Origin of the sequence: Clostridium sp. Ade.TY (assembly GCF_000498355.1) — a bacterium.
Classification (GTDB): domain Bacteria; phylum Bacillota; class Clostridia; order Clostridiales; family Clostridiaceae; genus Clostridium.
On the sequence record NZ_AVSV01000027.1, the window covers coordinates 84,370 to 103,405 of the forward strand.

Consider the following 19,036-nt stretch of genomic DNA (forward strand, 5'->3'; position numbering starts at 1 on the left):
GATGAATGAAAGAACATTTAGAGTTTTAGAATTTAAAAAAGTAAAAGAAAATTTAAAAAGATATTCAAAAACACAAATGGGAAAAAATATTATAGATAATCTTGTTCCTTATGAAACTAAATATGAAATGGAAGTAGCTTTAAAAGAAACAAAAGAAGCACTTGATATGTTAGTTTCAAAGGGAGCCCCTCCTTTTGAAGGATTATATGATGTTAAAGAGGCTATAGAAAGGGCCGGAAAAGGTGGAGTATTATCAGCAGGACAAATATTAAGAGTAGGTAATATGTTAAAGTGTTCTAGAAGGTTTAAAGAGTATGTTAAAAGAGATGAGCAAGAAATAGCATTCGAAAGAATAGAAGATTTAGCATATATATTAGAACCTATAAAAGATTTAGAAGATTACATAGATAGAGCAATTTTATCAGAAGATGAAGTAAGTGATAGAGCATCTTCTACATTAAGAAGTTTAAGAAGAAGTTTAAAAGAAAAGAACTCTTCAGTTAGAGAAAAAATAAATAGTATTGTTAGAAGTTACTCAAAATATCTTCAAGAAAATCTTTATACAATGAGAGGAGAAAGATATGTTTTACCTGTAAAGGTAGAGTATAAGGGTCAAGTTCCAGGAATTGTACACGATCAAAGTTCTACAGGAGCTACTCTTTTCATTGAGCCAATGAGCCTTGTTAATTTAAACAATGAAATTAAAGAATTAATGTTAAAAGAAAAAGCTGAAATAGATAGAATATTACAAGATTTATCACTTAAAATAGCAAGCAACATAGATATATGTAAAAGTAATAACGAGATATTAGGTAAATTAGATTTTATATTTGCTAAAGGTTCATATGCATCAAGTATAGATGGAACTTATCCAAACGTTAGCGATGATGGAAGATTTGATATTATAAGTGCAAGACATCCTCTTATTGATAAAAAGGAAGTTATATCATCAGATATATACTTAGGAGATGAATATAATGTAATAATGATTACAGGACCTAATACTGGTGGTAAAACAGTAACATTAAAAACTGTAGGATTAATACACCTTATGGGAATGTCTGGACTTTTAATACCAGCAAAAGAAGGGTCAACTATTGCATTTTATAAAGAAATATTTGCAGATATAGGAGATGAGCAAAGTATAGAACAATCTCTTTCAACATTCTCATCACATATGACTAATATCGTAGATATAATGAAAAAGGCAACTAGAGAATCTTTAGTATTATTTGATGAATTAGGAGCAGGAACTGATCCAACAGAAGGAGCGGCACTTGCAGCGGCTATAATTGATAATTTAAAAGCTAGAGGCACTAAAGTTATTGCAACTACACATTATAGTGAGCTTAAGGGATATGCTCTTAAAAATAGTGATGTGGAAAATGCTTCAGTGGAATTTGATGTAAAAACATTAAGACCAACATATAGACTTCTAATAGGAGTTCCAGGTAAATCTAATGCTTTTGAAATATCAAGAAGACTAGGTTTAAGTGAATCTGTAATAAAATCAGCAAAAGAATTTATATCTAATGAAAACTTACAATTTGAGGATTTAATAAGGGAACTTCAAGAAAAGAGCATAATAGCTAAAAGAGATGCAAGAGAGGCTATGAAGGCAAAAGAAGAAGCTAATGAATTAAAGAAAAAATTTGAAGAAAAAATAAATAAATTAGACAAAACTAGAGATAAAGTATACATGGAAGCAAGGAGAGAGGCTAAGAATATAATAGCTGATGCAAAAGAAGAAGCAGATGATATATTAAAAGCTATGAGGGAACTTGAAAAGCTTGGAATATCAGGTGGCGGAAGAAGTAGACTTGAAGAAGAGAGAAGAAAACTTAAAGAAAGTTTAGAATATAAAGAGAATGAACTTTATAAGCAAAAAGAACAAAAGGGAGAAGAGATAAAAAATATAAAACTTGGAATGGAGGCATACCTTCCATCATTAAATCAAAATGTAACAATACTATCTCTTCCTGATAATAAAGGAGAAGTTTTAGTTGAAGCTGGAATAATGAAAATAACAGCTAAAGCAAAAGATTTAAGAGCTATAAATAAACCGGATACAAAATCAAAACAAAAGAAGAAAAGAGAAATTAAATTAAATTTAAGTTCTGTAGAATCAAGAGTAGACCTTAGAGGCTTAGATGCAGAAGAAGCATGCTATAGAGCAGATAAGTATTTAGATGATGCGTATATGGCTAATTTAGGTGAAGTTACAATAGTTCATGGTAAAGGAACTGGTATACTTAGAAAAGCTATAAATGATATGTTAAAGAGACATCCTCATGTAAAATCATATAGATTAGGTGTATATGGTGAAGGTGGAGATGGTGTAACTATTGCTATACTAAAATAATAAAAGAGGATAGATTAAGTTCATAAGTAATCTATCCTTTTAACATAAAAATAACAAAACAAACCTTTACATGAGTTTGTTTAAAAAAAATTAAAGAATTGTTCTTTATTTTTTTCTTTTTGTAACTTATAATAATTGTAGATTTTTTTATAATAATGGGAAATAGAAACAGGAGAGATAATATGACAAAAAAAGATTCTTACGTACTAGTTATTGGAGCGTCCATAGTTGATATATTAGGATTTAGCAGAAACACATACAAAGGAAAAGATTCTAATCCAGGAAATATAAAAATATCACTTGGTGGTGTTTGTAGAAATATTTCAGAGAACCTTGCAAGAGTTGGTGTTAATACTAAGTTTATATCAATTATAGGTGATGATGAAAATGGAAGAAATATTTTATCACATTCAAAAATGATAGGTTATGACATGGAAGAGTCATTAATACTTGAAGGTGGATGCACTCCAACATATATGGCAATTTTAGATCATACAGGTGATATGGTTTCAGCAGTAGTTGATATGGAAAGTTTAGATGAAATGGATACTGATTTCATTGATTCTAAATGTCATATAATAGAAGGAGCGGAATATACTATACTTGATGCTGATGATGCTGAAATGCTTGAATACATACTTACAAAATATGAAGGAAAAACAAATTTTGTATTAGATCCGGTTTCAGCTGCAAAAGCTGAAAAAATAAAACATTTAATTAAATATTTCCACACAATAAAACCAAATAGATATGAAGCTGAAATACTTTGTGGTTTTGAAATAAAAACTAAAGAAGATTTGGAAAGAGCAGGAAAATACTTTCTAGATCAGGGAGTTAAAAATATATTTATAAGTTTAGATGCAGATGGTATATATTATACAAACGGAAATGAGTCAGGTAAAATAAAAGCTAAAGAAGTTAAAGTCAAGAATACAACTGGTGCAGGGGATTCATTTGTTGCAGGTGTTGGATATGGATATATGAATAATTTATCATTAAAAGATATTGTTAAATATGCAATAGCAATGTCAACAATAACTATTTCTCATGAAGATACTATAAATCCTAAGATGAGCGACGAGTATGTAGATGTATATTTAAATAAAATTGAGTGGGAAGAAAATACATATTAATTATAAAAGTAGCTAAAGGAAATTACCTTTAGCTATTTTTATAAATTGAGGTGAAAGAAATGATTATAATAAGTGCATGTTTATGTGGATGTAATTGTAAATATAATGGTGAAAATAACAAGAATGAACAATGTGTAAAATTATTTAAAGAAGGAAAAGCTATTTTAATATGTCCTGAACAATTAGGAGGCTTAAGTACACCTAGAACCCCATGTGAGATTATAGAAAATAATGGATTAATTAAAGTTGTTAATAAATTAGATGAAGACTTGACAGAAAATTTTAAAAAAGGTGCAGAAGAGGCGCTAAAACTTGCAAAGCTTGTAAATGCAAAGGTTGCAATACTTAAGGAGAATAGTCCATCTTGTGGAAGTAGCTTTATATATGATGGAACTTTTTCAAATAATAAAATTAAAGGTATTGGAATTACAGCTAAGAAATTTGTAGAAAATGGAATAAAGGTTTTTTCAGAAAATGATATTCCTAAAAATATTTAATTTATAACTTTTTTTATATTTAATAATGACACTCTATGTATAAATACTAACTATTTTAGGAATAATTAAAAAGAGTTTTAATAAAAATAGGAGGTATTTAGTATGACTGAATTAAATATAACAGAAAGAAAAAAGGTTACACATAGTGGTAGAAAAACTAGAAGAAAGGGGTTAGTCCCTGGAGTAGTTTATGGAAAAGAAATTAAAAATTTTATGTTTGAAGTATCTTCTTTAGAACTTGGAAGAGAAGTTGCAAATGTTGGAGAACATGGAGTTTTAAGTTTAAATATTAATGGAAGTAAAAAAGATGCATTAATAAAGGAAGTTCAAAGAGAACCTGTAAACCATGAGATAATACATTTAGATTTAGAACTTGTAAATTCTAATGAAAATATAGAGACTGAAGTACCTATACAATATTTAGGGGAAAAGTATTTAAATAACAAAGGAGCTGTGCTTCAAAAAGAAAGAGATTCTATAAAAATTGCTTGTAATTTAAATTCTATTCCAAAATCAATTAAGTTTGATGTAGCTAATGGAGAAAATGGTGATGTATTTAGAATTTGTGATTTAGAAATTGCTAGTGAAATAGATGTTTTAGATGATTTGAATTCTGTTATGGCATCAATATCAAATGAAAGAAAATTAACATCAGATTTAATGGAAGAAGAACAACAGAAGCAACAAGCAAATAGTTCAGTGAAAAGTAAATAAAATTAAAAATTATAATTTTATTTAAGCGGAGGATATAAACCTCCGTTTATTTTTATTAAAGAATTACTTTGTTAAAAGAATATTTTTTATATTAAAAGTAGAAATAAGTATAAGAGAAAATTTAAAATTGTATAGATATTTTAAGGAAAATATCTATGTAAGAACATAAATTATATTAATTTAGAGTAAAAACTTAGTGTTAAAGAAAATTTAAGTCAAAATATAAAAACTAACATTGAATTAACCAAGTCAAATGTGTTAAAATTTATACTTGAAAATAGATCATCTTTTGTTTTAAGACAACCAGGTAGTGAACCTAAGATGAAAGTATATCTTTCCATAAAATGTAGTAGTTTAGATGGAGCACAAAATGATATGGTAAGATTTAAAGAAAAGATAATTAACTTAATTGAAAGCAGGTTAAGTTTAATTTTAAGCTACCATATCAATAAAGATGGTAGCAATATTTTTATGTAGGTGGTGAATGTATGGATTACAAAGCATTATTCAAGGAAAAATTAAGTAAGCTTTTATTCTTAGAAATTGATAAGGAAGGATTTAAAAATATATTAAATATTCCAGAATATATTTCATTTAATAATAAAGAATTATTTTTACCAATAAGTTCTGAATACATAACAAGTAATATAGGAGATAAAATAAAAATAGAAAATTTACCTATATATTATTTTGTTGAAGGGATGCTTTTAACTTTAGGAGCTGATAGTGATATAAAATATGCAGATGATTATAATATATTACTTATGCAAATACCTCAAAGTGATGAGTGTGGAAAAAGTTTAGTTGCACAAAGAGTTAAAGAAGATAGATTAGATGATGCTTATCTTATATTAAAAGGCTTGCTTCAATTTGAAGAAAAAGAAGAATATATGGAAAAATTACTTCTTTTAGGTCTGAATTTAAGAGAGAAAGATAAAGGTTTTGAAGAAATTTTATTAGAAGATATTGAACAAGCTAAATTTATGTTTAGTAATATGAAAGAACCTTATTTATATAAAGCAATAATATTAAAAGATAGAAATGATTATGTTGGAGCAAAAGTAGAAATTAATGAGTATTTAAGAAGAGGCGGAGAACAAACTCCAGAAATTGAAATGTTAATGGATGATATAGAAAATGTAACAACATATGAAAAGGCTGTTGAACTTGTTGAGACTGAACCTGAAAAAGCTATTGAGTTATTTTTATCATTAGTAGATAAATTTGATAGCAATCCATTAATATATTATTATTTAGGTGTTTGCTTTAGAAAATTAGGTAAACATGATAAGGCTATATATTATTTAAGTGAAAGTATAAAAGTAGAAAGTGGAATACTTGAAGTTGTAAATGAATTAGGATTAAATTATGCTTGTATTGGAGAATATAATTTAGCTATACAATACTTCAAGAAAGCTTTTGAAGCTTCAAGAGAAGTAGAAATTTGTACAAATATAATAATGTGTTATTTGAACATTGGTAATATTAAAGAAGCTAAATTACACTTAGAAATTGCAAAAAAATTAAATAGTGAAGATGAAATCGTAAAAAAAATTGAAAAAGTATTAAGTAATGAAGAAGATAAATAAAAGTTTATTTTTTAGGAATACTAATCATATTAAGTTATGATTAGGAGTGATAATTGTGGAGTTTTATGATGTCATAAAGAAAAGACAAAGTATATCAAAATATAAAGGTGATGATGTTCTAAAAGGTAGCTTAGACAAAATGATTGATGCTGCTATGAGATCACCATCATGGAAAAATAGAACATCTTTTAAGTTTATAATAATAGATGATTATAACATTAAAGAACAATTAGGAAAGTATGTTTTAAATAAAGATTGTAAAGCAGAAGAGGCTTTGAAAAAAGCACCAGTTGCAGCTATAGTTATATCTGAACCAGAAAAGTCAGGGGAGATAGATGGTAAAGAATTTTATTTAGTTGATGCAGCAATTGCAATGGAACACTTTATATTAGCAGCAACGGCAGAAGGATATGGAACTATGTGGATTGCAGCTCTTGATGAAGATAATGTTAAAGAACTTCTTAATATACCTAAAGATTTTAAAGTGGTAGGAGTAACACCTATAGGAGTTCCTTTAGAAGTCAAAGAACATAATCCTAAAAAAGATATTAAAGACTTTGTTTTTAAAAATAAGTTTAATACTTCATATAATTAAAAAAAAATAGGCTCATAAAACTTGAGCCTATTAATTTTTAAGGAGGAATAAAATGTTATTTAAAGAATATAAAATAGAAAAATTTATAAATGAACTAGCATCAGATGCACCATCTCCAGGGGGAGGAAGTACTGCAGCCTTTGTAGGAGCATTAGCAGGAAGTTTAAATAATATGGTATACTCTCTTACAATAAATAAAAAATCATTTGAAATTTTAGAAGAAGAAAAGAAAAATGATATGATAAATTTTGAAAAAGAATGTAAAAAATTTATTGAAAATTGCATAGCATTTATGGATGAAGATAGACTTTGCTTTAATAATTTGATGAAATGTTATAAGCTTCCTAAATCTACAGATGAAGAAAAGAATTATAGAGAGACTGAATTAAAATCTAAAACTTATGAAGCTATGATTGCACCACTTAAAGTTTGTAGAGAATGTATAAAGTTTTATGAAAATATAGAGTTTGCAATAAAATATGGAAATAAGATGCTTGTATCAGATGCGGGAGTTTCAGCGAGTTTATTACATTCAGCAATAGAAAGCTCTATAATAAATGTAAAAGTTAATTTGAACTCTCTAAAGAATGAAAATTATTTTAATGAAATAAAATTAGAGTTAGAAGAAATATTAAATAAATCTCGTAAGTATAAAAATGAAATGTTAGAAGAAGTAAATAATAAAATATTTTGTTAGAAATGATTATAGAGTGAAGAATTATCTTCACTCTATAATCATTTTATTAGGTAAATCATTTAAAGATTTAAATTCATAGCCATCTTGTTGTAGAGAAATAATTAAATCTTTTAATATTTTAGTATTTGTATCAGATACAGCATGTAATAACATAATACATCCTGGGTGAACACCGTTTTTAATTTTTTTTATAGCAAACTCAGGATTTGGTTGATCATTAACTAACCAATCTCTGTATGCAAAACTCCAGAAAATTGTTTTATATCCTAATTGAGAAGTTTTATCTAGTGAGTTTTTAGAGTATTTTCCCATAGGTGGTCTAAAAAATTTTGGCATATCTTCACCTATAAGAGATTTGTATGCTTCATTTACACTATTTATTTCATCGTTAAATTTAGAAATATCCTTTATACTTGGCATTGAAGGATGTGTATTTGTATGATTGCAAACAAGGTGGCCTTCTTTAACCATACGAGTAACTGTATTGGCCTGAGAAGTTATATATGGTTTAACAACAAAAAAAGCTGCCTTAACATTTAAAGATTTTAGAATATCTAGAATTTCTTCTGTATTTCCCTTTTCGTACCCTTCATCGAATGTTAAATATAATTCTTTCTTTGTTGTATCTCCTACATAAAAAGAATTACTGTCATTTAAAAATGATGCTGATTCTTTAGGAGCTTCTGGTGTTTTATTTTTTTCTCTAGAAACAAAATACCAATTAAATTCAGTATTATCATTGGAAGAAACTGTTAATGGTGTAGCACCTATTAATAAAATTAAAATAAATGAAAAAAGAAATAAAAGTTTTTTTAAGTGTTTCTTCAATACAAAACCTCCTTTCTAAATATCATACTTAGTATTAGGAAAAATTTAAAAAATAAACATGGTAATATTTAAAATTTAATTATAAAAAATTCAGAAGTTGAAAATTAATATTATGTAGAGTATAATTTATTAGTATTAGTAAAAGTTAGAAAGGAATGTACATAATGAAGTTAGGAATCGTAGGTTTACCAAACGTTGGTAAGAGTACTTTATTTAATGCTATAACAAAGGCAGGAGCGGAGTCAGCAAATTATCCATTCTGTACTATAGAACCAAACGTTGGAGTAGTTAGTGTGCCAGATAAAAGATTAGATGTATTAGAAAAAATGTATAATACTAAAAGAAAAGTATATACTTCAATAGAGTTTTATGATATAGCAGGATTAGTTAAAGGAGCTTCAAAAGGTGAAGGATTAGGAAATAAATTCTTATCACATATAAGAGAAGTATCTGCTATAGTTCATGTTGTTAGATGTTTTGATGACGGAAATGTAGTTCATGTTGAAGGATCAGTAGACCCAATAAGAGACATAGAAACAATAAATTTAGAGCTTATTTTTTCGGATTTAGAAGTTTTAGAAAGAAGAATGGAAAAGGCTGTTAAGCTTGTAAGATCAGGAGATAAAACAGCAAAAGCGGAATATGAAATAATGGAAAGAGTTAAAGCTCATTTAGAAAATAATTTACCAGTTAGAACTTTAGAAGTAAATGAAGATGAAGCAGCATTTATAAAATCTCTATTTTTAATAACATCAAAACCAGTTTTATATGCTTGTAACGTTTCAGAAGATGATGTTGTAAGTGGAAATACTCATAATGAATATGTGAAAAAAGTAGAAGAATATGCTAATAATGAAAATTCAGGTATTGTTATAGTAAGTGCTAAAATAGAAGAAGAGTTATCAGGACTTGAAGATGATGAAAAAGAAGAGATGCTTGGAGAGTATGGATTAACTGAATCAGGACTTGATCAACTTATAAGAGAAGGATATAAACTTTTAGGACTTATAAGTTATTTAACAGCTGGAGTTCAAGAAGTAAGAGCTTGGACTATAAGACAAGGAACTAAGGCACCTCAAGCTGCTGGAAAAATTCACTCAGATATTGAAAGAGGATTCATTAGAGCAGAAGTTGTTTCATATGATGCTTTAGTAGAATGTGGATCTGAAGCTGCTGCTAAGGAAAAGGGGCTTTTCAGATTAGAAGGTAAAGATTATGTTATGAAAGATGGAGATGTTGTAAACTTTAGATTCAATGTTTAATAAAATATAACTTTATTATAAAAATAAAAGGTGGAGAATATTCTCCACCTTTTTTTATTATTTATGGCGGGAATATGTAGGAATCGAACCTACCTATGACGGTATTAGCGCCATAACACGGTTTTGAAGACCGGTAAGTACACCAGAACTTATCTACTCCCTCGACAGAGATATTTTATAAAAAATATAATGAAAAGTCAAACTATATAAAAATATACCTTTTATAGGAAGGAAATTAATAATAATTATAGAATAACTATAAACAAGTGGTTAAAAATAGGAGATAGTAGTTGAAAGTATGATAAAATAAAGGTAAAGTATAATAGAGAAAGTGAAAATATGTATTAAAAATAAATTTAAACAGAATAATATAAATTATTAATTAATTTTATATAATTTAGTAGCTTACAATTATAGCAAAAAGAGGAGAATAATATATGGAATTTAAACACGTTTCGGTTCTTTTAAATGAATGTTTAGAAGGATTAAATATAAAAAAAGATGGTAAATATGTTGATTGTACATTGGGTGGAGCAGGACATTCATCTCAAATAATTAAAAGATTAGATAAGGATGGACTTTTAATTGGAATAGACCAAGATAAAGATGCTTTAAAAGCGGCATCAAAAAGGTTAGAAGAATATGATAATAAAATATTAGTGCATAATAATTTTTATAATATAGGAGAAATAATAGATAGTTTAGATATTGGACATGTGGATGGAATTCTAATGGACCTTGGAGTATCATCATATCAATTAGATGAAGGTGAAAGAGGATTTAGCTATATGCAAGACGCACCTTTAGATATGAGAATGAATAGAGAAAACGAATTTTCAGCTTATAATGTTGTAAATGAATATAGTGAAGATGAACTAGTTAAAATTATAAAGGATTATGGAGAAGAAAGATTTGCTAAAAGAATTGCAAATTTTATAGTGGAGAGAAGAAGTGATAGTCCGATAAAGACAACTTTGGAATTAGTTGACATAATAAAAAGTGCTATACCGGCAAAAGCAAGAAGGGAGGGGCCACACCCTGCAAAAAGAACTTTCCAAGCTATAAGAATAGAAGTAAATGGAGAACTTAGAATACTAAATAAAGCTATAGAAGATGGAGTGGAAAGATTAAATAAAGGCGGAAGAATGGCTATAATAACATTCCATTCATTAGAAGATAGAATAGTTAAATTGAAATTTAGAGATCTTGCAAATCCATGCAAGTGTCCTAAAGAGTTTCCTATATGTGTTTGTGGCAAAACACCAACTGTTAAATTAGTAAGTAGAAAAGCAATAGAGCCAAGTAAAGAAGAGGTTACAGAAAATCCAAGAAGTAGAAGTGCAAAGCTTAGGGTCATTGAAAAGCTATAATTAAAATATTATGTTATAATTTTAAGGGGATGTGAATAAAGTGATAGTAAAGGATTTTGATTATGTTAGAGGCAATACTGCAGTAAAACCTCAAAGAAAATACGATGACATAAAAAAAGATAAGCAAAGAAAAAATCAAAGAAATAACAAAAAGAAAAAGTTAGCTACATTACAAAAAAAGAAAAAAATAGCTGGAACTATCCAAGTAGCATTAGTTATATTCATTTTAGGGGTTGCTACAATTTGGAGAGATACTAAAGTTTATAATTTACAAACACAAGTTGGAACTATAAATAGTGAAATAAAAACTATGAATTCTGAAAATGAAGCATTAAGGGTAGATTTATTAAAACATTCATCACTTAAAGGAATAGAATCAAAAGCTAAAAATAAATTAGGTATGCTTCCACCAGCTAAAGCTGATAAGGTAGATATAGACCTATCAAAAGATTGTTTAAATGGGTTAGAAAGATAAATTTAAGTGATTTTTAAAAATATTTGGATGCACTTTCTATATTTTAAAGTGCATCCAAAGTGTTTTAGCAATTATACGGAGGAGTTAAAGTGAAAAAGAGAGGCTTTGTTGATAGAGCGCTAACTAGAAAAAGAATTAGATATGTAGTAGGAGGCTTAAGCGTAATATTTGCAATTTTAACAATTAGATTATCATATATAATGATTGTTAAGAGGCAAGAATATGCAGCGAGAGCAGAAGAACAATGGACAAGTGAAGTTAAAATTGATGCAAGAAGAGGAAGAATATTAGATAGAAATGGAGCAGAACTTGCAGTTTCAGCAAATGTTTATAGAGTAGATTTTGATTTAAACTCTATAAGAGCTTATTTAAAAGATAATAAATTGACAAATAGTCAAATAGCGCCTAAGATAGCAGCGGCTCTTAATATGAAAGAAGAGGATGTTTTAAAGAAACTTGAAACTAAATTGCCAAGTGGTGCACCAGCAGGTTCAGCTACTTTAGTAAGAAGAATAGAAAAGGGAGAAGCTGATAAAGTTAAGGAGTTAAAAATACATGGAGTTTTAGTATCACCTGATACTAAAAGATATTATCCGAATAATAATTTTGCAGCACATCTTTTAGGTAGTACTAATATAGATGGACAAGGTTTAACTGGAGTTGAACTTCAATATAATAAAGAATTATCAGGAATACCTGGAATGAGAATAGCAGAATTAGATAGTAAGAGTAATGATTTACCATATACAATATCAAAGTTTGTTCCTCCAGTAGAAGGAAAAGATGTAGTATTAACTATAGATGAAAATATTCAATTTTTTGCAGAAAAAGCAGCAGAAAAAGCATTAAAAGATAATAAAGCAAAAGCAGCATCAGTCTTAGTATTTAACCCTAAAAATGGTGAAGTATTAGCTATGGCAAATAAACCAGATTTTGATCCTAATAAGCCTTTTGAAGGTGCAAATAACTTTGCTGGAAAAACAGAATATGATAAAGTTCAAAAAATGTGGAGAAATAGACTTGTAAATGATACATTTGAACCAGGTTCTATATTCAAAGTAATAACAGCAGTTGCAGCAATGCAAGAAGGTGTTGTAAAACCAGATGATACATTTGTATGTAATGGAGGTTTGAAATTTGGAAATAGAACAATAAAATGTTGGAAAACTACAGGTCATGGAAAGTTAACATTCCCAGAAATAATTCAAAATTCATGTAATGTTGGATTTATGGAACTTGGTGAAAAAATTGGTAAAGATACATTATATAAATACATTGATAAATATGGCTTTGGTAAAAAAAGTGGTATAGATTTACCAGGTGAAGCTCCTGGAATAATAAAGAATCCTAAAAATATTTCAGCAACAGATTTAGCAACTATATCATTTGGACAAACTAATACTGTAAACTCTGTTCAATATATGGCAGCATTTAATGCTGTTGCAAATGGTGGTACACTAATACAACCACATGTAATGAAAGAAATAACACATAAAGATGATAGTGGAGTTGAAGTTGTAGATAAAAAATTTGAACCAACAGAGAAAGTTGTTTCAGATAAAGAAACAACAGCGCAACTTAGAAAATATTTAGAAAGAGTTGTTACAGCAGGTTCTGCAAAGGGAACATTTATAGAAGGATATCATATTGGTGGAAAAACTGGTACAGCTCAAAAAGTTAATCCGGAAAATGGTACTTATGAACAAGGTAAATATATATCTTCATTTGTAGGTATGGCTCCTGTTAGTGATCCAAAGATAACTGTTATGATAACAATTGATGAGCCAAGTAATGGAGCATATTATGCAGGGGTTGTAACAAGTCCTGTAGCGAAATCTTTATTTACTGATATTTTTAATTATTTAGAAAGTGACTTTTCTAAAGAGAATGATTCAGCTATAATTAGAGATGCTATAATACCAGAGGTAAGAGGTAAAAGTATAGAAGAGGCTAAAAAGATTTTAAAAGATTCAAAGTTGGATTATAATATAGAGGGAAATGGAACAACAGTAAAGAGTGTAAAACCATATCCAGGTTATTCAGTTAAAGAAGGTACTAAGGTAACATTATATACTAGTGGAAATGACAATAATAAAGAAGCTGTTATAATGCCTGATGTTAGAGGTTACTCAAAAGATGCTGCCTCAAATCTTTTAAAGAGTCTTGGAATATCTGCTACTTTTGAAGGTGAAGGTAAAGTAACTGATCAAAATGTACCAAGTGGAGAATTAATTAATAAAGGAACTAATGTTAAGTTAACATTAAATTCAGATTATAAAGATTAAATTCTTTAATTGTTATAGCATGTAGGGGTATCCTTACATGCTATTTTAAAGAGTAAATGTAATTATAGCTAAGTAAAGTGCATAATATTAAAGGAGATGATTAAATGAATTTAGCTAAATTATTAGATGGGTTAAATTACAGATTAATAAAAGGAGATATAAAAGGAGATATAAATAAAATTAACTATGATAGTAGAAAAGTAGAAGAGGGAGATGTCTTTGTATGTATAAAGGGATTTGCAAGTGATGGACATAAGTTTATAGATAGTGCAATAAAAAAAGGAGCTAAAGTTATTGTTTGTCAAGATGAAATAGCTTTAGATGAAGATATTACTGTAATAAAATTTAATGATACTAGAAAAGCACTTGCAAGTATGGGAGCTAATTATTATGGAAATCCTTCAGAAAAGTTAAATATAATAGGAATAACAGGAACAAATGGTAAAACTACAACGGCATTTATGATAAAAAGTATATTAGAAAGTTTAGGAGAAAAGGTAGGGCTTATAGGAACAATTGCTAATTACATAGGAGAGGAACAAATAAAAGCTGAAAGAACAACTCCAGAATCATTAGAATTACAGGAACTATTTAGCAAAATGGTTGAAAAAGGTGTTAAGTATTGTGTTATGGAAGTATCTTCACATTCATTAGAATTGGATAGAGTTTATGGTGTTAACTTTAAAACATCAATTTTTACTAATTTAACGAGAGATCATTTAGATTTTCATAAAACATTTGAAAATTATTATAAGGCAAAGTATAAATTATTTCAAAGAACAGAAGTAAGTATAATAAATATAGATGATAAATATGGTGAAAGAGTAACAAGAGATTTACAAAATGAAAATATAAATAATTATTTAACTTATAGTATAAATAAAAATGCCGATATAAAGGCAGAAAATGAAACTTTAGAAAGTATGGACATAATGTTTGATGTAAGAGTCAAAAATGAAGAGGAAAAAGATATGTTACTTCCTATTCCAGGAGAATATAATGTATACAATGCATTAGGAGCAATTGGGGCATGTTATTCACTTGGAATATCATTAAAAGATATAAAAAAAGGATTAAAAGAAATAGTAGTACCTGGTAGATGTGAAAGAGTTGCTAGAAAGTACAATCTTCCATTTGAAATAATAATAGATTATGCTCATACTCCAGATGGATTAGAAAATATATTAAAGACTGCAAGGCAATTTACAAAAGGAAACTTAATATCAGTATTTGGTTGTGGTGGTGATAGAGATAAAGTTAAGAGACCACAAATGGGTAAAATAGGTGTAGATTATTCAGATATTGCGATAATAACATCAGATAATCCAAGAAGTGAGGAACCAGAAGCAATTATAAATGATGTAATTAAAGGAATAGATAAAGATAATTTTATTAAAATAATAAATAGATATGAAGCTATAGAAAAAGCTATAAATATTGCTAAAAAAGATGACGTAATTGTTATAGCTGGTAAAGGACATGAAACATATCAAATTTTAAAGGATGAAACAATACATTTTGATGAAAGAGAAGTAATAGATGAAATTTTAAAAAAGAACTAGAGGTGTAATTATTATGGAAATGACATTTGATGAATTACTAAAATATAGTAATGGAGAAATAATATTAGACAATGAAAATAAAAAATTTAACAAATTATCTACTGATACTAGGAAAATAGAAAATAATAATATATTTTTAGCATTAAAAGGTGAAAATTTTAATGGAAATAAATATGTTAAGGAAGCTTTTAATAAAGGAGCTTCAATAGCTATAGTTGATGAAGTTTTATTTGATAGTGAAGAAGTGAATGGTGTTGTAATTAAAGTTAAAGATACAAAAAGAGCTTTATTAAATATTGCAAAAGGTTACAGAGAAAAATTAGGAATAAAGGTAGTTGGAATAACAGGATCAACTGGAAAGACTTCAACTAAGGATTTAGTAAGTGCATTTTTAAGTGGAAAATATAAAGTATTTAAAACAAAAGGAAACTTTAATAATGAAATTGGACTTCCGCTTATGGTATTAGAATTAGATAGTTCAATTGATGTTGCTGTTCTTGAAATGGGAATGAGTGATTTTAATGAAATTCATAATCTTTCAGAATGTGCAAATCCAGATATTGCTATGATAACAAATATTGGAGTATCACATATAGAAAACTTAAAAACTAGAGAAAATATATTAAAGGCTAAGATGGAAATAACTGATTTCTTTAATAAAGATAATATTCTTATATTAAATAATGAAGATGATATGCTTCAAACTGTTAATAGTAATATGTATGAAATAGTAAAAATTGGTTATAATCAAGGTTGTGATTATTTTGCTGAAAATATCAAATTAGGAAAAGAAACAACATCTTTTGATTTTAATTATAATGGAGAAAAACACACAATAACACTTCCTATGGTAGGTGCTCATAATGTTTTAAATGCATTATTAGGAATTGCAGCATCATATAAATTAGGATTAACAGTTAGAGAGATAAAAGAAGGTCTTAAAAATTTAGAAGCTACATCTATGAGATTAGAATTTATAGAAAGTGAAAAAGGAGTAGAAATAATAAATGATTGTTATAATGCTAGTCCAGATTCAATGAAAGCAGCTTTAGATGTATTAAAGAGTAGAGAAGGAAAAAGAAAAATTGCAATACTTGGTACTATGAGAGAACTTGGAGATGAAGCTTCTAGATGTCATAAAGAAGTTGGAGAGTATGCAAAAGATAGAGTTGATTTACTTATGGTATGTGGTGAACATATAGATGATTTTAAAGAAGGTTTTGAAAAAGATAAAATAAAATTATATAATACAAAGGTAAGCTTAATAAACGACTTAAATTCAATTATTAAACCTGAGGATGTTGTATTAGTCAAAGCATCAAGAGGAGAAAAATTCGAAGAAATAGTCGAAGAATTAAAAAATATAAAATAACAACGAAGGAGGTGAACTGCTAAAGTAAATTATACTTTAGTAGTAAAGATGGGGGATTTTTTTAGTAGTTTTAGTAATCCAGTCACGATATTAGCATTAGCGTTAGTATTAGGTTTTATTATATCAATAGTATTAGGACCTATATTTATACCAATGCTACACAAATTTAAATTTGGCCAAAACATAAGAGAAGAGGGTCCAAAAAGTCATTTTAAAAAAGCAGGTACACCAACAATGGGTGGAATTATATTTATAATATCTGTTACTATTGTAATGCTTGTTATGAGATATAAATTATCAGATGAAGGAATGATAATATTATATTCAATGATAGCATTTGGATTTATTGGATTTTTAGATGATATGTTAAAAATAATACACAAAAATAATTTAGGATTAAGAGCATGGCAAAAAATGCTATTACTCTTATTATTTTCAATAGCTATGGCTTATTATAGCTATAATGTTCTTGGAACAAGTATAGTAGTTCCATTTCTAGGAGTACAATTAAATCTTGGAATAGTATATATTCCATTTGTAATTTTATATTATGCAGGAGCAACAAATGCTGTAAATCTTACTGATGGATTAGATGGATTAGCATCAACAGTTACTGTTATAGTTTTATTATTCTTTAGCATAGTATCTTATAAACAAGGAAGCTATCAAATAACAGTATTTTGTGTAGCTTTAATAGGAGCACTTTTAGGTTTCTTAAAGTATAATAAATATCCAGCAAAAATATTTATGGGGGATACTGGATCATTAGCCTTAGGTGGTGCTGTTGCAAGTATTGCATTACTTTTAAAAAATCCGATAATTCTTGCAATAGTTGGAGGAATATATGTTTTTGAAACTTTATCAGTAATAATACAAGTAGTTTCTTTTAAAACAACTGGTAAGAGAGTTTTTAAAATGGCTCCAGTTCATCATCATTTTGAACAATTAGGATGGTCAGAAAAGAAAGTAGTATTTGTATTTTCATTAGTAACTATTATCCTTTGTATTATAGGAGGTTTATCACTTTAGTAATATATATCGGAGGAAGTTTGTATGAGGAAAATAAGACCCAAAGGGAAGAGAATGGGTGAAATTGATTATGGTATATTTTGTACTATAATATTATTACTTGCTGTTGGGGTTGTAATGGTATATTCAGCAAGTTCGTATTATGCTATGTTTCATAATAATGATAGTATGCATTATTTAAAAAGACAGGTTATATGGAGTCTTTTGGGTATTGCATCTATGATGTTTATGATGTCTATTGATTATCATAAATTAAAAAAAATAATAATGCCATTATTACCTATAACAATAATAGCTTTGTTAGCTGTTTTTGCTTTTCCAGGCGTTAATGGAGCAAAAAGATGGATTCAACTTGGGCCACTTTCATTCCAGCCGTCAGAGCTTGCGAAATATGTAGTAGTACTTTATTTGGCAATGTTTTTAGAAAGAAAAGGCGATGTTATAAAGAGTTTAAAAAAAGGAGTAATTCCCTGCTTTTTAATTGCAGGAATATTTGCAGGTTTAGTACTTGCTGAAAAAAACTTAAGTATAGCATCGGTAATTATGATAGTTACATTTATAATGGTTTATTCAGCAGGAGCAAGAGATAGGCATATGTTTGGACTTGTTATGCCAACACTTGGGATAGCAGCAGCGGCATTTGCATTTTTAGAACCATATAGAAGAGCTAGAATGCTTAACTTTATAAATCCTTGGAAAGATCCAGCAGGTAATGGATATCAATTAATACAATCTTTTTATGCATTAGGTGCTGGAGGAGTAACTGGTCTTGGACTTGGTCAATCAAGACAAAAAATGCTGTATATGCCAGAACCTCATAATGACTTTATATTCTCTATAATAGGAGAAGAATTAGGCCTTATTGGTTGTATATTAATAATATTATTATTTGTTATATTTGTTTGGAGAGGTATAAGGGTTGCTATAAAAGCAAGAGATACATTTGGAAGTCTTTTAGCTATAGGTATAACTTCAGTTATAGCTGTTCAATCTATTATAAATATAGCTGTTGTAACAGGATCAATGCCTGTAACAGGAGTACCACTTCCTTTTATAAGTTATGGAGGAACATCACTTGTAATTAATTTAATAGCAATGGGAATATTACTTAATATATCAAGGCAAGTTGAAGGTAAAGAAAAAGTGAAAAAAGCAAAAGAAAGAGAAGCTTAGTAGTGATATCACTACTAAGCTTTTTAATGAAAATTATAAACAATAATTAATTGGTTGTTAAGAAATTTGTAATGAAAAATTAGGTTAAGAATG

At 27.9% G+C, this 19,036-nt stretch carries 17 protein-coding genes and 1 tRNA gene; 16 read left to right on the forward strand and 2 right to left on the reverse strand.

The features are described from left to right. The first annotated feature begins 1 nt into the window (after position 1). From O212_RS0110090 to O212_RS0110125, 8 genes are all read left to right on the forward strand, one after another. Positions 2-2,362: an endonuclease MutS2 gene (locus O212_RS0110090; protein ID WP_024614989.1), complete on the forward strand. Its 2,361-nt coding sequence runs from the start codon at positions 2-4 to the stop codon at positions 2,360-2,362. A 182-nt stretch (positions 2,363-2,544) separates the two neighbouring features. Continuing rightward, positions 2,545-3,495, forward strand: a complete 951-nt coding sequence (locus O212_RS0110095; protein WP_029699307.1) for a carbohydrate kinase family protein — start codon at positions 2,545-2,547, stop codon at positions 3,493-3,495. Between the two features lie 59 nt (positions 3,496-3,554). After that, entirely contained in the window at positions 3,555-3,992 is a 438-nt protein-coding gene (locus O212_RS0110100) for a DUF523 domain-containing protein (RefSeq protein WP_024614990.1), read from the forward strand. Positions 3,993-4,094: 102 nt separating this feature from the next. Beyond that, positions 4,095-4,706 (forward strand): 50S ribosomal protein L25, encoded by a 612-nt coding sequence (locus O212_RS0110105; RefSeq protein WP_024614991.1) that lies wholly within the window; start codon positions 4,095-4,097, stop codon positions 4,704-4,706. 255 nt (positions 4,707-4,961) lie between these two features. After that, on the forward strand, positions 4,962-5,183 hold the full coding sequence (locus O212_RS16580; RefSeq protein WP_152524865.1) for a hypothetical protein: 222 nt from the start codon (positions 4,962-4,964) through the stop codon (positions 5,181-5,183). An 11-nt stretch (positions 5,184-5,194) separates the two neighbouring features. Next, on the forward strand, positions 5,195-6,295 hold the full coding sequence (locus tag O212_RS0110115; protein WP_024614992.1) for a tetratricopeptide repeat protein: 1,101 nt from the start codon (positions 5,195-5,197) through the stop codon (positions 6,293-6,295). Between the two features lie 55 nt (positions 6,296-6,350). Further along, positions 6,351-6,890: a nitroreductase family protein gene (locus O212_RS0110120; protein WP_029699309.1), complete on the forward strand. Its 540-nt coding sequence runs from the start codon at positions 6,351-6,353 to the stop codon at positions 6,888-6,890. A gap of 52 nt (positions 6,891-6,942) precedes the next feature. Continuing rightward, positions 6,943-7,587, forward strand: coding sequence for a cyclodeaminase/cyclohydrolase family protein (locus tag O212_RS0110125; RefSeq protein WP_024614993.1), 645 nt, complete (start codon positions 6,943-6,945; stop codon positions 7,585-7,587). A gap of 27 nt (positions 7,588-7,614) precedes the next feature. On the opposite strand, the gene pdaA is transcribed toward O212_RS0110125, so the two are convergent. Then, positions 7,615-8,415 (reverse strand): delta-lactam-biosynthetic de-N-acetylase, encoded by an 801-nt coding sequence (gene pdaA, locus O212_RS0110130; protein WP_024614994.1) that lies wholly within the window; start codon positions 8,413-8,415, stop codon positions 7,615-7,617. A gap of 164 nt (positions 8,416-8,579) precedes the next feature. Between pdaA and ychF the strand changes: the two genes are divergently transcribed. Further along, the gene (gene ychF / locus O212_RS0110135; protein ID WP_024614995.1) at positions 8,580-9,677 is read left to right on the forward strand and encodes a redox-regulated ATPase YchF; all 1,098 of its coding nucleotides are present in this window, start codon (positions 8,580-8,582) and stop codon (positions 9,675-9,677) included. Positions 9,678-9,741: 64 nt separating this feature from the next. Here the strand turns inward: ychF and O212_RS0110140 are convergent. Beyond that, positions 9,742-9,838, reverse strand: a tRNA-Sec gene (locus tag O212_RS0110140). 276 nt (positions 9,839-10,114) lie between these two features. Here O212_RS0110140 and rsmH point away from each other — a divergent pair. The 7 genes from rsmH (at position 10,115) to spoVE (ending at position 18,943) form a co-directional block, all read left to right on the forward strand. After that, entirely contained in the window at positions 10,115-11,047 is a 933-nt protein-coding gene (gene rsmH / locus O212_RS0110145) for a 16S rRNA (cytosine(1402)-N(4))-methyltransferase RsmH (protein ID WP_024614996.1), read from the forward strand. Between the two features lie 40 nt (positions 11,048-11,087). Then, a complete protein-coding gene (locus tag O212_RS0110150) occupies positions 11,088-11,522 on the forward strand; it encodes a cell division protein FtsL (protein ID WP_024614997.1) in 435 nt (144 codons plus the stop codon). Positions 11,523-11,611: 89 nt separating this feature from the next. Then, positions 11,612-13,807, forward strand: a complete 2,196-nt coding sequence (locus O212_RS0110155; RefSeq protein ID WP_024614998.1) for a stage V sporulation protein D — start codon at positions 11,612-11,614, stop codon at positions 13,805-13,807. Between the two features lie 104 nt (positions 13,808-13,911). Continuing rightward, positions 13,912-15,369 (forward strand): UDP-N-acetylmuramoyl-L-alanyl-D-glutamate--2,6-diaminopimelate ligase, encoded by a 1,458-nt coding sequence (locus tag O212_RS0110160; protein WP_024614999.1) that lies wholly within the window; start codon positions 13,912-13,914, stop codon positions 15,367-15,369. A 13-nt stretch (positions 15,370-15,382) separates the two neighbouring features. Next, positions 15,383-16,741, forward strand: coding sequence for a UDP-N-acetylmuramoyl-tripeptide--D-alanyl-D-alanine ligase (gene murF, locus O212_RS0110165; protein ID WP_024615000.1), 1,359 nt, complete (start codon positions 15,383-15,385; stop codon positions 16,739-16,741). Between the two features lie 48 nt (positions 16,742-16,789). Further along, on the forward strand, positions 16,790-17,770 hold the full coding sequence (gene mraY, locus O212_RS0110170) for a phospho-N-acetylmuramoyl-pentapeptide-transferase (protein WP_024615001.1): 981 nt from the start codon (positions 16,790-16,792) through the stop codon (positions 17,768-17,770). A 24-nt stretch (positions 17,771-17,794) separates the two neighbouring features. Then, on the forward strand, positions 17,795-18,943 hold the full coding sequence (gene spoVE / locus O212_RS0110175) for a stage V sporulation protein E (protein ID WP_024615002.1): 1,149 nt from the start codon (positions 17,795-17,797) through the stop codon (positions 18,941-18,943). The last annotated feature ends 93 nt before the right edge of the window (positions 18,944-19,036 follow it).